Genomic DNA, 14,039 nt, shown 5'->3' with positions numbered 1-14,039 from the left:
GGGGCCTGGACCGCCCTCGCCTGCCGGAATCGGCCCGCATCGGCGCCACGGCGGCGCCAACGCCGCGCGCGGTTTGTCCCCCCTGCGCCGGCATCTGCGTACTACTGACTGGACGAATCAATCGGAACGGCGCTGCCCTGTGGCCGCGTACCGCGTTCCGGACGATCCGGGGCCGCGCGCTGGGCTGGCGCGGCGATGGTCGGCGTCCGCCCGGGTCGCAGTCAGGGGATCGCATGAACAAGGCCACGTTCGAAGACGGACTGCCGGCGCAGGCTCGCCGGCACGGCTCGCTGATGCCGCGCTTCATGCGCCGGACGGCCTCGCGCTGGCGGGCGCTGATGGTGACCACGGAACTGCTGCTGCTGTGCGGCGCGGTCTTCCTCGCCACCTATCTGCGCTTCATCAGCCATGCCGAGCCACTGGCTTCGTACACGACGACATGGCTGCTCGGCGCGCGCGCGCTGCTGTTCGCGAGCGCGATCATGCTGGGCATGACCACGATGGGGCTGTACCAGATCCACCTGCGCGGGACACGCTTCGGCGCCCTGATCCGGCAGGCGGTCGGCTTCCTGCTGGGTACGATCTGCCTGCTGACGCTGTACTACGCGTTCCCGCCGCTGGAGATCGGACGCGGCATCCTCGCCATGGCGCTGTTCTTCGGCTTCACCTTCGTCGCCGGCCTGCGGGTGCTGTCCGATCGCGTGGTCGGCGTGGAGGCGCTGAAGCAGCGGGTCCTGGTCCTGGGCGCCGGCGAACGCGCTTCGTTGATCGAACAGCGCCTGCGCCGCCAGGCGGATAGACGCAGGTTCCATGTCGTCGGCTATGCCCGCTGCCGCAGCGGGGGAGGCGGCAGCGAGGAGACCGTGATCGATTCGGGGAAGATCGTGACCATCGATGGCCCGCTGGCCGAATGGGCGCTGATCAACCGCATCGACGAGATCGTGTACGGTCCCGACGACCGTCGTGGCGGTCTGCCGATGCAGGACCTGCTGCAGTGCAAGCAGGTCGGCATCGAGGTCACCGACCTCGCCCGCTTCTTCGAACGCGAGGCGGGCCTGATCAAGCTGACGCTCACCGACCCTTCGTGGCTGGTGTTCTGCGACGGATTCAACAACTCGCTGGGACGCAGGTTCAGCAAGCGGACCATGGACGTCGTCGCCTCGATGCTGGTCCTGGCGATGACGTGGCCGCTGCTGCTGCTGGTCGCGCTGGCGATCCGGCTCGAATCCGGCCGCGGACAGCCGATCCTCTATCGCCAGGAGCGCGTCGGCCTGCTCGGCTCGACGTTCCAGCTGGTCAAGTTCCGCAGCATGCGCACCGATGCGGAGAAAGACGGCGTGGCGCGCTGGGCGGGCAAGAACGACGACCGCGTCACCCGCGTCGGCCGGATCATCCGGCGCACGCGCCTGGACGAACTGCCGCAGCTGTGGAACATCCTCTGCGGCGACATGAGCATCGTCGGCCCGCGGCCGGAACGGCCCGAGTTCGTCTCCGACCTCGACCGGGACCTGCGCTACTACAGCCTGCGCCACTGCGTGCGCCCGGGCCTGGCCGGCTGGGCACAGCTGCGCTACGCCTACGGTGCGTCGCGCCAGGACGCCGAAGAGAAGCTCAAGTACGATCTGTTCTACGTGAAGAACCACAACCTGATGTTCGACATGCTGATCCTGCTCCAGACCTTCGAGGTCGTCGCATGCGGACGCGGTGCACGATGACACGCGCTTCCTCCTTCCGCCACTGGGCCGCCAATTCCCCGCATCCCGTCGCCCGCCTGATCCGCGCCGTGCACGGCCGACTGCGCCATTTCACCCTGCCCGCCCCGCGGCTGCTGGTACGTCCCTACCTGTGGATCTTCCTCGCGGTGCGCGGCGTGATCTTCTTCCTGCGCCGCGTGCTCATGGCCGAACCGCTGCTCAAGGCCTACTGCACGCGCTTCGGCCGCGGCGTCACCACCGGCATCTACGTTCCGTGGGTGGTTGGTCGCGGCGACCTGATGCTCGGCAACTACGTGCACGTGAGCGGCAAGCTCAGCATCATCTTCGCCGCACGCTTCGTCGAACGGCCCAAACTGACCATCGGCGACTACACCGACCTCGCCCACGAGACCAGCTTCGTGGTCGGGCGCGAGATCCGGCTGGGTTCGCACGTGCAGGTCGGCGGCTCGGTGTCCTTTCGCGATGCCGGCGGCCATCCCACCGACCCGGAGCAGCGCAAGGCCGGCGCGCCGCCGGACGAGTCGGAGGTCAAGCCGGTCATCGTCCACGACAACGTCTGGATCGGCGCTGGCACGATGGTGCTGCCGGGCACCGAGATCGGCGAAGGCAGCATCGTCGCCGCGCGCTCCATGGTGTCCGGCACGGTTGCGCCGTACACCGTCGTGGCCGGCAACCCGGCGCGCCGCATCGGCATCCTGACCCCGCCACCGGGACGCGAACACCTCGCGCCGAAGGCGCCGCCGCTCGGCGGCCACGCGACCGCACGCAGCGCTGACGTCCCGGCCGCAGCAGGATCCCAGCCCGCTGCCCCGGCGACGGCCGCCGGGGCAAGGACCGCACAGAAATGACCCGCATTGCCCGGACACGCACGCCAAGCGTGCCAGGACCGGGACCATCTGGCAGACTAGCCGGCCCGACCGCGCCTGGCCTAGGCGCATGACCAAGACGCAAGGACACGTGGCACGCGTGACCACAGGAGGAATCCACACAATGGAGGACATCGAGTCCCGCATCCGCGCGTTCATCCACGAGAGCTTTCCGGTTCCGGAGACGCTCGCCGGCGGCGACAGCCTGCTCGATGGCGGCGTCATCGACTCGATCGGCGTCCTCACCGTGGTGACCTGGCTGGAGCAGGAATTCGGCTTCACCGTCGAGGACGACGAGGTGGTGCCGGAGAACCTCGAGAGCATCGACAGCCTGGTCCGCTACACCGGCGACAAGCTGCTCGCTGCCGGGCACGCTGCTTGATGCGATACGAGGCGCACCTGCGCGCCCGCGCCCTTGAGCGCCCGCAACACGCGGCCCTGGTCTGCGCCGGCCAGCGCATCTCCTATGCGGCACTGGCCGACATCGCCGAACGCTTCGCCTCCGCGCTGGTCGCCGGGGCCGGCTTCGGCAACGGCGAGCGCTGCGTGCTGTTCCTGGACAACCGCGCGGAGACCGCCGCGGGCCTGTTCGGCACCCTGCGCGCCGGCGGCATGTTCAGCGTCATCAACCCGACGACGAAGGCCGACAAGCTGGCCTACGTGCTCAACAACTGCGAAGCCTCGGTCCTGGTGACCCAGGCCAGCCTGCTGCCCGTCGCCCGGGCGGCAGCGGCGCAGGCACCGAGCGTGCGCCACGTGGTGGTGGTGGATGCGGCCGGCGAGCTCGCGGGACACGAGGTGCCGTGGGACGAGTTCATCGCCGCCCCCTCCATCCTCGACCCCGCGTCGCGCGGCATCGACATCGACCTGGCGATGCTGGTCTACACCTCGGGCTCCACAGGCGAGCCCAAGGGCGTCATGATGACGCACAAGAACATCGAGCACGCCGCGACCTCGATCACCACCTACCTGCGCATGTCGCCGGACGACGTGGTGCTGAGCGTGCTGCCGCTGGCGTTCGACTACGGCCTGTACCAGTTGCTGATGTGCGTGAAGCTCGGCGCCACCCTGGTGCTGGAGAAGTCGTTCGCGTTCCCGCAGAAGATCCTGCCGCTGCTCGAGAGCGAGCGCATCACCGGCTTCCCACTGGTGCCGACGATGGCCGCGCTGATCGTGCAGCTGCGCAACTTCAGGCCCGAATGGGCGGCGTCGGTGAAGTTCCTGACCAACACCGCGGCGGCGCTGCCGCCGGCGCATATCGCACGCCTGCGCGAGCTGTTCCCGCAGGCGCGGGTGTATTCGATGTACGGCATGACCGAGTCCAAGCGCTGCACCTGGCTGCCGCCGGAGGAACTCGACCGCCGTCCGGACAGCGTCGGCATCGCGATCCCGTTCACCGAGGCCTGGGTGGCCGGCGAAGACGGCAAGCCGCTGCCGCCGGGCGCGGTCGGCGAGCTGGTGGTGCGCGGCGGCCACGTGATGCAGGGATACTGGCGCAACCCGGAGGCCACCGACAAGGCACTCAAGCCCGGTCGCTACCCGTGGGAAAAGGTGCTGCACACCGGCGACCTGTTCCGCATGGATGCCGACGGCTTCCTGTACTTCGTCGGCCGCAAGGACGACATCATCAAGTCGCGCGGCGAGAAGGTCAGCCCCAAGGAAGTCGAGAACGTGCTCTACGCCCTGCCCGGCGTGCGCGAGGCAGCGGTCGTGGGCGTGCCCGATCCGGTGCTCGGCCGCGCGCTCAAGGCGATCCTCGCCGTCGAGGACGGCGCCAGCATCGCCCCGCGCGACGTCATCGCGCACTGCGCGGCGCGACTGGAGGACTTCATGGTGCCGCGCCTGATCGAGTTCCGCGACGCCCTGCCCAAGACCAACACCGGCAAGATCCGCCGCGCCGCGCTGCAGGCCGAGGCGGAAGGGCGCGAACTGCCCGGCGAGGATGCTTGACGTCTACTCGCAATCGGAATATGGAGTGGCGTAGGAGCGCCCCATGGGCGCGACCGGGTAGCGACGCTGCCCCGGCCGCCGCAGGTCGCGGGCATGGCCCGCTCCTACATTTGCATTCCTGATCGCGACTGGGTATCAGGACGCACGTCGCGGCAGCAGTGAACGCAGCGCCCGCCTGCCGGCCGCCGGCACCAGTCGCAGCACGCGCTTGCGCAATGGCGGATCCGGCCCCATCGCCCACGCCTTGCGCGCCAGCGCATACGCCTCGCGATGGCGCCCGCGCCACACGCAGCTTTCCGCGTTCTTGACGTAGGCCGTCGCCAGCGCCTGGCGGCGATCGTCCTCCGGCACCAGGCCGATGGCGGCCTCGGCGGCGCGCTCCATCACCCGGATGTAGTCATCCTCGGTCGACGCCAGCGCCGACAGCCCGTCGTGCCCGCGCAGCGCCCGCGCCAGCGGCTCGCCCACCACGCCGATCGGCCAGCGCGCGGCCACGCGCAGGTGGAAGTCGAGATCCTCCGCCGTACGCAGCGTTTCGTCGAAGCCGCCGACGTCCTCGTAGACCTCGCGCCGCATCAGCACCGACAGCGGCGCCAGCGCCGGATCGCGCAGCACCCAGCGCAGCGCCGGGCCATCCTCCGGAATCTGCCGGCGGCGATCGAAGACGTCGATCATCGAGCCATCCGGAGCCATCCGCATCACGTCGCACAGGACCAGGCCGATGCCCGGATTCGCGTCGAGGAAGGCGACCTGCCGCTGCGTCTTCTCCGGCAGCCATTCGTCATCGCTGTCGAGCAGCGCGATGTAGTGCCCGCGCGCCATCGCCAACCCCCGGTTGCGCGCCGCCGACACTCCGGCATTGGCCTGACGGACGCAGGCAATCCGTTCACCGTAACGGGCGGCGAGGTACTCGCCCGTGCCGTCGGTCGATCCGTCGTCGACGACGATGATCTCGTCCACCGGACGGGTCTGTGCCAGCACCGAATCGATCGCCCGCGCGATGAGGTCGCGCCGGTTCCAGGTCGGTATGATGACGGAGGTTTCGGGGATGTCGGCCATGGCGGCGGATCTGGTCAAGCGCGCACTCTATCGCAGCGGCCTGCTCGGGCTGTACCACCGCCTGCGCAACCGCCGCGCGCTGACGGTGATCATGTTCCACCGCGTGCTGACCGAGCAGGACCCGCGCTGGGCCTCGTGCGACCCCGACTACACCCTCGAGGCCGGCCTGCTCGAACGCTGCCTGGCCTTCTTCCGTCGCCACTACCACGTGGTATCGACCGACGACGTGCTGGCCGCCCGCCGCGGCGGCCGCCCCCTGCCCGACCGCGCCCTGCTGATCACCTTCGACGACGGCTGGGCCGACAACCACGCCCACGCCCTGCCCCGCCTGCGCGCCGCCGACATGCCCGCGCTGCTGTTCGCCGTGGCCGACGTCATCGACCGCGACGAACCTTTCTTCCAGGAACGCCTGATCGCCGCCTTCCGCCTCGGGCGGATCCGCGTGCCGGCGCTGGCCGCCGCGCTGGCCGGTGCCGGCCACCCGCTCGCCTCGACGCCGCCCGACACCATCGACGGCCTGCGCAGCGTCATCGCCGCCATCGAAGCACTCGACGCCAGCGCACGCGCGCGGCTACTGCTCCCGTTCGCCGACGCGATGGACGACGGCGCGCGGCAGATGGTCACCGGCGACGAACTGCGCGAACTCGCCGCCGGCGGTGTCGCCATCGGCGTGCACGGCAAGACCCACACCCCGATGCCGCGCGCCGAAGACCTCGACGCCGAACTCGCGGCTGCGCGCCGCATCGTCGGCGAGCATCTCGGCGATGCGCCGCCGCCGACGCTGTCCTACCCGCACGGTCGCTACAACGACACCGTGCTGGAACGCACCCGGGCCGCCGGCTACGAACTCGCCTTCACCAGCGACCCGGTGATGAACACGATCGACGGCAAGCCGTCATGGCTGCTCGGCCGCCTGGGCTTCGAACAGTCCGGCATCGTCGACCGTGGAGGGCGATTCCGACCGGACTGGCTGGCCCTGTACCTCTTCCGAGCGCCGGTGCGGCGGTTGGCATCCTAGCGCTTCCGGCAGGTCGGATTCCCTCATCGTCGCCCGATCAGCCCGACTCGCCGCGCGGCACTCGCAGGATCGGGGCATGTCCACGACCGGCGTCGCGGTCATGCACGCATCCGGTCGCACGCATGGCCCGAGCTCTTCGTTCGCCCGGGCAATATGGCCCCCTTAGGAGCGGGCCATGCCCGCGACCGCTGTTGCAGGCAAAGCACCAACCCGCGCGCATGCCGCGCCCGCCATTGCGCCAGCCTGTCGGGCTCCACGATTCAAGCGCCGCGTCCGATTCACCGCACCCGATACACCCCGCCATTCTCGTGGTTGATGAACCACAGCTCGTTGTCCTGATCTTCGCCGAAGGAGGCGATGGTGCCGTAGCCCGAACCGATGCCGCTGGCGGTCGAGTCGACCTTCAGCTTGCCGTCGGCTGACAGTCGGCCGACCAGCAGTTCACTGGAGCAGGAGTCGGAGAAGACATAGGCGCCCCTGAGCGACGGCTTGGCGCCGCGGTAGACGAGGCCGCCGGTGATGGCGCAGCGGCCGTGGTCGCCGCCGGCGTACTCGAACACCGGACCGGTGGTGCCGGTCTTCGACGGGCAGTCGGTGGCGCCGGTCGACGGGTAGGCGTGGCTGCCCTGGCAGCGCGGGAAGCCGAGGTCGCGGTTGTCGCCGCTGCGGTACACGCTGAGCTCCTCGCGATCCTTGCCGACGTCGCCGATCCACAGGTTGCCGTTCGCCGCGTCGATGCCGAAACGCCAGGGGTTGCGCAGGCCGTAGACCCAGATCTCGCCGCACTCGCCGCGCTTGCCGGCGAAGGGGTTGTCGGCCGGGATCGCGTAGGGCGCGCGCCCCTTGCCGCCGCAGGTATTCCGTTCGCCGCCGGCGCCCTCGCGCACGTCGATGCGCAGGATCTTGCCGCGCAGGTTGTCGGTCTTCGATGCATGCACGTGGTCGGCCGGCTCGCCGGTGCCGGCACCGATGCTCCAGTACAGCATGCCGTCGGGACCGAAGTGGATGTCGCCGCCGTTGTGGTTGGCGACCAGCCCCTCGACGCGCATCACCAGTTCGTCCTTGCCGTCGAAGCGGTTGGCGGCAGGATCGGCGGCCTGCAGCCGGCGCAGCACCATGCCGTAGCGCTCGCCCGCGCTGGCGCCGCTGTAGGCGATGTAGATACGGCCGTTGTTGCTGAAGTCGGGATCGAAGGCGAGGCCGAGCAGGCCCTGCTCGATGTCGTCAGTAGTCACCTCGCGCGTGTAGTACGCCTCCGGCAGCAGCCGCCCGTCGCGGTCGAGCACGCGGATACGGCCCTCGCGTTCGATCACGAACATGCGCCCGCTGCCGTCGCGCGGACTGGCGATGGCGGTGGGAAACTCGAGGCCTTCGCGAACCACCCGTTCGGCGCGAATGCCCTGGCCGGTCGCGCCAGCAGCCATGGACGCCAGCATAGTGGATGGCGAGGCGGATTCGGCACAGCCGGGCAGCAGCGCCACGATCAGGAATGTCGCGAGCAACTTCGTGTCCATGGATCCTCCGTATGTCATGCGCTGGTTGTCGATCTTGTTGCATCCATACCGCGGCATGCTTCCGGATCGTTCTGCCAATCCCCGATCAGGGCAATGAATGCAGAAGCGGGCCATGCCGGCGACCCGCGCAAGCCGGGCACCGTCGCTCGCCGGTCGCGCCCATGGGGCGCTCCTGCACAATCCCGTACTTCTGATCGCGAATTGGCATTATTCATCCTCGTCTGCCGTCGTCAGCCATGCACGGGCCTTTGGCACGTCGACCCGTGCATCTCGCGCGCATCCGAACACCGGCCGCCCTTCGCGCGCGACGAATCCGGCTTTGCGCCAGGTGTCGGACGCCGCGGCTTCGCTGAGCTCGATCGACACGGACGGATGGCCTGCGGCACGCGCTGCGCGCAGCAGCGCCGCAAGCTGTGCCTGCGTCGGCCCCGACGCGCCCTGCGCTGACCAGGAATCGACCACGTGCAGGCTGCGTTCGCGTGCTTCACAGGAGAACCATGCGATGACGGAGTCGCTGCGGTCGCGCACGACGAGGTAGCGGGCTTCCAGCAGCGGCGAAGCATCGATGCGCCAGCACAGGAAGTCGAGGTCGCGCACGGCGATCGGGCCGGGTCCAGTCGCAGCGGGAGACCACACCGCCGCCAGCGATTCGTCGGCGTTCGCCTGCCAGTACGCACGCAGGCCGCCGGCGCGGAACCACAGGCGCACGCGATCGACGGTGTCCAGCAGGGCGCCGGCCGGCGCCGCGAGCAGCGCAGGCAGCTTCCTGCCGGCATAGCCGGCATGCTGCAGCACGCGCGCGTGCCGCACCAGCTCGCCCATCGGCGCGTAGCCGACGCGCTTGAATACGGCGGCGGCCTTGGGATTGGGAAAGCCGTACAGCAGCTCGAAGCGGCGCAGCCCGGCCTCCATCAGCGCCATCTGCAGCATCAGCGCCGGGCCGAGCGAACGGTGTTCGGGCCGCACCGCGAGGTCCACCAGCACGCCGGCCAGAATGCGGCGACCATCCATCCACATCGGCCGCGGCCCGGCGCTGGCCACGCCAACCCATTCGCCGCTTTCCTCATGCCGCAGCAGCAGGGTCAGCGGCGGCCCGAACGGGCATTCGCGGTAGAACCAGTCGTACTTGCGCGCCATCCTCGCGTCCTGGCCGAGGTTGCCGCGCCACAGCCCGAGGATCAGCTCGCGGTCGCGTTCGACATTGGCTTCATGGACGGTGTAGGCGGGCTGCGCGGTCATGCCTCACACTCGTTCGCAATCGAGAAAATCATGTAGGAGCGGGCCATGCCCGCGACTCGCCTCAGCCGAGGCATCATCGCGACCCGTCGCGCCCATGGGGCGCTCCTACGCGGTTCCATGTTCATGATCGCAAGTGGACATCAGTGCCGGTGCGGTTCCGTCACCGGCTCGACCAGCACCGGCGACCGGTGCAGGTAGGCGGTCGTGCGCCGCTTGGCGCGGATGTCGTCGTACACCGCCTGCGCCTGCGCTTCGGTCACGCCCAGCGCGGAAGCGAGTTCCGCGACAGGCCGGTCGTGGTTCAGCGCCCACAGTGCGAGGTCCATCTGCGCGTACGGCAGCGCGAAGTAGAACTCGTCCTGGCCCTGCGCCAGCGAATAGGTGTCGGTGGTGGGCGTGGCCGAGGTGACGCGCTCGGGCAGGCCGAGGAAACGCGCCATGCCGTAGACCTGGCTCTTGTACAGGTGCGCGATCGGCTTGACGTCGGCAGCGCCGTCTCCGTTCTTGACGAAGAAGCCCTGGTCGTACTCCAGCCGGTTGGGCGTGCCGGTCACCGCGTAGTTGAGCCGGTCGGCATGGAAGTACTCGAGCGTCTTGCGGATGCGCTGCTTGAAGTTGGTGGCGGCGACGATGGTCAGGTAGGCCCCGAGCGGCAGGTCCTGCTCGTGGCGCTGCCCGGACGGATCCTCGGCGACGATGCGGAATCGGTTGATCAGTCCCTGCGCGCCGCCGGCGATCACGATCTTGAACTTCCAGCCGTCGCCGTAGCCGGGCAGCACCGTGCGCACGGCGTCGTCGCGCGCCTCGTAGCAGCCGATCGCAGCCAGCGCCGGCGCGATGTCGTGGGTGCGCACGCGCACGCCCAGGTGTTCGGCGAGCAGGTTGGCGCGCACCGCGCTGTCGTCGCTGGAGTCGCGCTCGGGCAGGATCAGGCAGAACACGCGCTCCGGCCCCAGCGCGCGCACCGCCAGCGCCGCGCAGGTGGTGCTGTCGATGCCGCCGGAGATGGCGACCACCAGGCCACGCCGGTGCAGGTCGCGCGCGACGATGTGGCGCAGGCGCTGCGCGATGCGGTCGGCCTCGGCGGCGTAGTCGAGCTCCAGCACGGAAGGATCGAGCCTGGTCATCATGTGTCCTGTGTCAATGCGGTGCGCCGGATCTTCCCGGACGCGGTCTTGGGCAGCTCGGCCACGAAGGCGACCTGTTTCGGAATCTTGTAGCCGGCCAGACGCTGCCGGCAGTGTGCCTTGACCGCCATCTCGCTGGGCGCATCGCCGTCGCGGACGAGGAAGGCGGCGACCACCTGCCCGAGCAGCGCGTCGTCGACGCCGGCGACCGCGACCTCGCGCACGCCGGGCAGTTCGGCGATCACTTCCTCCACGTCCTGCGGGTGCACGCGGTGGGCGCCGGTCTTGATCATGTCGCTGCGGCGGCCGGAGAGCCACAGGAAGCCGTCGGCATCGAGGTGGCCGAGGTCGCCGGTGCGCAGCCAGCCGTCGACGAGCGTCGCGGCGTTCGCCTCGGGGGCGTTCCAGTAGCCGGTCATGACGTTGTCGCCGCGCGCCCAGACCTCGCCCGCCTCGCCTGGCGCGGCGTCGCTGCCGTCCTCGCGCCGCACCCGGATCTCGACGCCGGCGATGGGTGTGCCGACCGAGCCGAGCTTGTCGTCCAGCCGCTCCGGCGCGAGCCGGGTCAAGCGCGCGCTGGCCTCGGTCTGCCCGTACATCACGAACAGCCGCGCCTGCGGGAACGCGGCCCGCACCTGCTGGGTGAGCGCGGGCGCCATCGCGCCGCCGGCCTGGGTGAGGTAGCGCAGCGACGACAGGTCGTACTGTTCGAGGCGGCCGCGATCGAGCAGCAGGGCGAAGGTCGAGGGCACCCCCGGGAAGCCGGTGGCGCGCTCGCGCGCAAGCGCCTCGGCGATCAGGTGCGGGAACACGAGGTTGTCCTCGAGCACCACGCGCGCGCCGACCGCGAGATGCGTGTGCAGCACCGAGGCGCCATAGGTGTAGTAGAACGGCAGCGCGCTGACCGTGCTGTCGTCGGCGCCCAACTGCAGGTAGTCGAGGATCGCGGCCGTGTTCGCGGCGAGGTTGCGGTGGCTCAGGGCGACGCCCTTGGGCGCGCCGGTGGTGCCCGAGGTGTACAGGATCGCGGCGAGCATCGCGGCGTCGGGCATCGGCAGGTCGGCGAACGATCCTGCGTCGGTGGACGCGAACACCTGATCGGGCGCCACATCCGCGTCGGGCACGAGCGTCGGCACGCCGGCGACGTGCGCCGCCTGCGCCGCATCCTCGTGCCCCGGCGCATGCACCAGCAGCCGCGTGCCGCTGTGCCGCAGCCACGGCACGAAGTCGCGCTCACGCGCCTGCGCGTTCAGCGGCACCACGACCGCACCCGCGCGCCAGATGCCGTACCAGGCGACGGCGGCCTCGATGCCGTTGGGCAGGGCCAGCGCGACGCGATCGCCAGGCTGCACGCCGAGCGCGCGCAGCGCGGCGGCACAGCGCAGCGCGGCGTCGCGCAGGCCGCGATAGTCGATCCGGCGATCGACTTGCTGGATCGCGATGCGCGCCGGCATCACCGCCGCGGTGTCCTCCAGACGCGCGACCAGCACCTGCATCATGGCCCCCTGCTCAGGCGGCCAGGCGGCCGTCGAGATAGCGGTCGATGGCCACCAGGCTGTCGAAGTTGGCCGGCGTCATGTCCTCCGGCGGCACCCGCAGCGGCCAGGTCTCCTCGATGAAGCCGATCAGCTCGAGGATGCCGGTGGAGTCGACGATGCCCTGCCGGATCAGGGAGGTATCATCGTTGAATGCGGAATCGTCGTCCGTGAACAGGAAATTGCCGAGGATGAACTGCTTGATCTGTTGCCGTCGGCCCATGTGGATCCATTCCCCCGTTCGAGCAGATTGATGATGCCTTCCGACCTGCACGCCATCCGCCGTGGATCCGCGCGCCCGCCGCGGGCGGGCCTTGCCGGCGGAGGCCTGTGCCTCCTGCTCGCGCTTGCCGCCTGTGGACTAGAACGTGATCCGGACACCGGCGCGGACATCGTGTCCACGCCGGTCTTCCACGCCGAGGCGCCTGCTGAGGTACTGGAAGGCGAACGCGGCCGCTTTGCCGTGCGCGTGCTGGTCGACGGCCTCGTGCATCCGTGGTCGCTCGCCTTCCTGCCCGGCGGCGACATGCTGGTCACCGAACGCCCCGGTCGGCTGCGGCAAATCTCGGCCGACGGCACCATCTCCGCACCACTGGCCGGCCTGCCCGCGCTGTTCGTGCAGGGCCAGAGCGGCCTGCTCGACGTGGCGCCTTCGCCGACCTTCGCCGAAGACCGCCTCGTCTACCTGGCCTACGGCGAACCGAACTGGCGCGGCAACATGGGCGGCACCGCGGTCGCGCGCGGGCGCCTGGGCGAACGCGGGCTGGAGGACGTCGAGGTCGTGTTCCGGCAGGAGCCGAAGCTCTCGCACGGCACCCACATCGGCGCGCGCATCGTGTTCGACGACCAGGGCTTCCTGTTCGTCAGCGCCGGCGACAACCGCGCCAGCGCCACCGCACAGTTGCTCGACCACCTGCAGGGCAAGGTCGTGCGGCTCAAGCCGGACGGCGACATTCCCGACGACAACCCATTCGTCGGCCGCGAAGGCGCACGACCGGAGATCTGGAGCTATGGCCATCGCAACATCCAGGGCATGGCCCTGCACCCGGTCACGCGCGCGCTGTGGACCCACGAGCACGGCCCGCTGGGCGGCGACGAGATCAACCTGCCGCAGCCGGGCCGCAACTACGGCTGGCCGCTGGCGACCTTCGGCAAGGAGTACTCGGGCCAGCCGGTGGCCGAAGCGGTCGGCAGCGAAGCACCCGGCACCGAACCGCCGCACCATTACTGGCCGGTGTCGCCCGCGATCAGCGGCATGGCCTTCTACACCGGCGATGCCTTCGCGCAGTGGCGCGGCAACCTGTTCATCGGCGCACTGGCCGGCCAGGCGTTGATCCGGCTGGAGCTCGACGGCGACCGGATCGTGCACGAGGAACGCCTGCTCCAGGGCCGCGACCGCATCCGCGACGTGCGAGTCGGACCGGACGGTTTCGTCTACCTGCTCACCGACAGCACCGACGGCAAACTGCTGCGGCTGGAGCCGGTGGGGGGTGGAGAATTGCCGGGCGAAGGCCCCGACGAGCTTCCTGCCGCGGACTGACGGCGCGCCTCAAGCCAACTCGCGATCAGGAACGTGGACTGGCGTAGGAGCGCCCCATGGGCTCGACCACGTCGCGATGATGCAGGGATGACAACGTTGTTTGCCCGTCTCGCGCGTGGCGACGCGTTTGCCGGGGTCGCGGCGCCCGGTGTCTCACGGCACGGTCGCGGGCATGGCCCGCTTGTGTCAGCGCTTTGGCCTAGAGTTGGAGTGGAGAGCGATGTGCGGCAGGCCGACAGGCCGCAGTGTTCCGAGCACGTGTAGGAGCCAGGGCCGCCGCACATCGACCTCGCGCCATAGCCCGAACAGTTGAACGAGCCTGAGCTCGAACTTCACAAGCGTGGGCAGGAACGAGGCGGCTCTCTCCTGTCTCCCAGTTTACGAGCTTCCATGACCCTCTGGATCGGTATCGACGTCTCCAAGGCCTCCCTGGCCGTCTGCCTGCTGCCGCAGGCGCAGCAACTCTCCCTTCCCAA

At 69.8% G+C, this 14,039-nt stretch carries 12 protein-coding genes; 6 read left to right on the top strand and 6 right to left on the bottom strand.

Going from position 1 to position 14,039, the window contains the following annotated elements; genetic code table 11:
• Positions 1 to 233: 233 nt before the first annotated feature.
• The 4 genes from FQY83_RS00060 to FQY83_RS00045 all read left to right on the top strand — a co-directional run bounded on the left by FQY83_RS00060 (position 234) and on the right by FQY83_RS00045 (position 4,531).
• Positions 234 to 1,715, top strand: coding sequence for a TIGR03013 family XrtA/PEP-CTERM system glycosyltransferase (locus FQY83_RS00060; protein ID WP_238333348.1), 1,482 nt, complete (start codon positions 234 to 236; stop codon positions 1,713 to 1,715).
• Positions 1,712 to 2,563, top strand: a complete 852-nt coding sequence (locus FQY83_RS00055; RefSeq protein WP_158636394.1) for an acyltransferase — start codon at positions 1,712 to 1,714, stop codon at positions 2,561 to 2,563. Before FQY83_RS00060 ends, FQY83_RS00055 begins: the two co-directional genes overlap by 4 nt.
• Before the next feature lie 142 nt (positions 2,564 to 2,705).
• Entirely contained in the window at positions 2,706 to 2,963 is a 258-nt protein-coding gene (locus FQY83_RS00050) for an acyl carrier protein (protein ID WP_146383933.1), read from the top strand.
• Entirely contained in the window at positions 2,963 to 4,531 is a 1,569-nt protein-coding gene (locus tag FQY83_RS00045; RefSeq protein ID WP_146383931.1) for a class I adenylate-forming enzyme family protein, read from the top strand. The genes FQY83_RS00050 and FQY83_RS00045 overlap by 1 nt, the downstream gene beginning before the upstream one ends.
• 135 nt (positions 4,532 to 4,666) lie before the next feature.
• Here the strand turns inward: FQY83_RS00045 and FQY83_RS00040 are convergent, their stop codons facing one another.
• Entirely contained in the window at positions 4,667 to 5,608 is a 942-nt protein-coding gene (locus FQY83_RS00040) for a glycosyltransferase (RefSeq protein ID WP_158636393.1), read from the bottom strand.
• Here FQY83_RS00040 and FQY83_RS00035 point away from each other — a divergent pair.
• Positions 5,589 to 6,608 carry a polysaccharide deacetylase family protein gene (locus FQY83_RS00035; RefSeq protein WP_158636392.1) on the top strand — a complete coding sequence of 340 codons (1,020 nt, stop codon included), beginning with the start codon at positions 5,589 to 5,591 and terminating at the stop codon, positions 6,606 to 6,608. The two genes, FQY83_RS00040 and FQY83_RS00035, sit on opposite strands and share 20 nt — an antisense overlap.
• A gap of 278 nt (positions 6,609 to 6,886) precedes the next feature.
• Here the strand turns inward: FQY83_RS00035 and FQY83_RS00030 are convergent, their stop codons facing one another.
• The 5 genes from FQY83_RS00030 to FQY83_RS00010 form a co-directional block, all read right to left on the bottom strand.
• The gene (locus FQY83_RS00030; protein ID WP_158636391.1) at positions 6,887 to 8,122 is read right to left on the bottom strand and encodes a PQQ-dependent sugar dehydrogenase; all 1,236 of its coding nucleotides are present in this window, start codon (positions 8,120 to 8,122) and stop codon (positions 6,887 to 6,889) included.
• A 207-nt stretch (positions 8,123 to 8,329) separates the two neighbouring features.
• Entirely contained in the window at positions 8,330 to 9,361 is a 1,032-nt protein-coding gene (locus FQY83_RS00025; RefSeq protein WP_146383921.1) for a GNAT family N-acetyltransferase, read from the bottom strand.
• 140 nt (positions 9,362 to 9,501) lie between these two features.
• A complete protein-coding gene (nadE, locus tag FQY83_RS00020; protein ID WP_202878138.1) occupies positions 9,502 to 10,488 on the bottom strand; it encodes an NAD(+) synthase in 987 nt (328 codons plus the stop codon).
• Positions 10,488 to 11,987, bottom strand: a complete 1,500-nt coding sequence (locus FQY83_RS00015; protein ID WP_146383917.1) for a class I adenylate-forming enzyme family protein — start codon at positions 11,985 to 11,987, stop codon at positions 10,488 to 10,490. Before FQY83_RS00015 ends, nadE begins: the two co-directional genes overlap by 1 nt.
• A 10-nt stretch (positions 11,988 to 11,997) precedes the next feature.
• A complete protein-coding gene (locus FQY83_RS00010; protein WP_146383915.1) occupies positions 11,998 to 12,246 on the bottom strand; it encodes an acyl carrier protein in 249 nt (82 codons plus the stop codon).
• Positions 12,247 to 12,417: 171 nt separating this feature from the next.
• Here FQY83_RS00010 and FQY83_RS00005 point away from each other — a divergent pair, with 171 nt between their 5' ends.
• Positions 12,418 to 13,563, top strand: coding sequence for a PQQ-dependent sugar dehydrogenase (locus FQY83_RS00005; RefSeq protein WP_202878137.1), 1,146 nt, complete (start codon positions 12,418 to 12,420; stop codon positions 13,561 to 13,563).
• Positions 13,564 to 14,039: the final 476 nt, after the last annotated feature.

It is taken from the genome of Luteimonas marina (genome assembly GCF_007859325.1).
GTDB classification, from domain to species: domain Bacteria; phylum Pseudomonadota; class Gammaproteobacteria; order Xanthomonadales; family Xanthomonadaceae; genus Luteimonas; species Luteimonas marina.
Note: the sequence above shows the minus strand (reverse complement) of the source record. Positions and strands in the feature narration are given on the sequence as shown.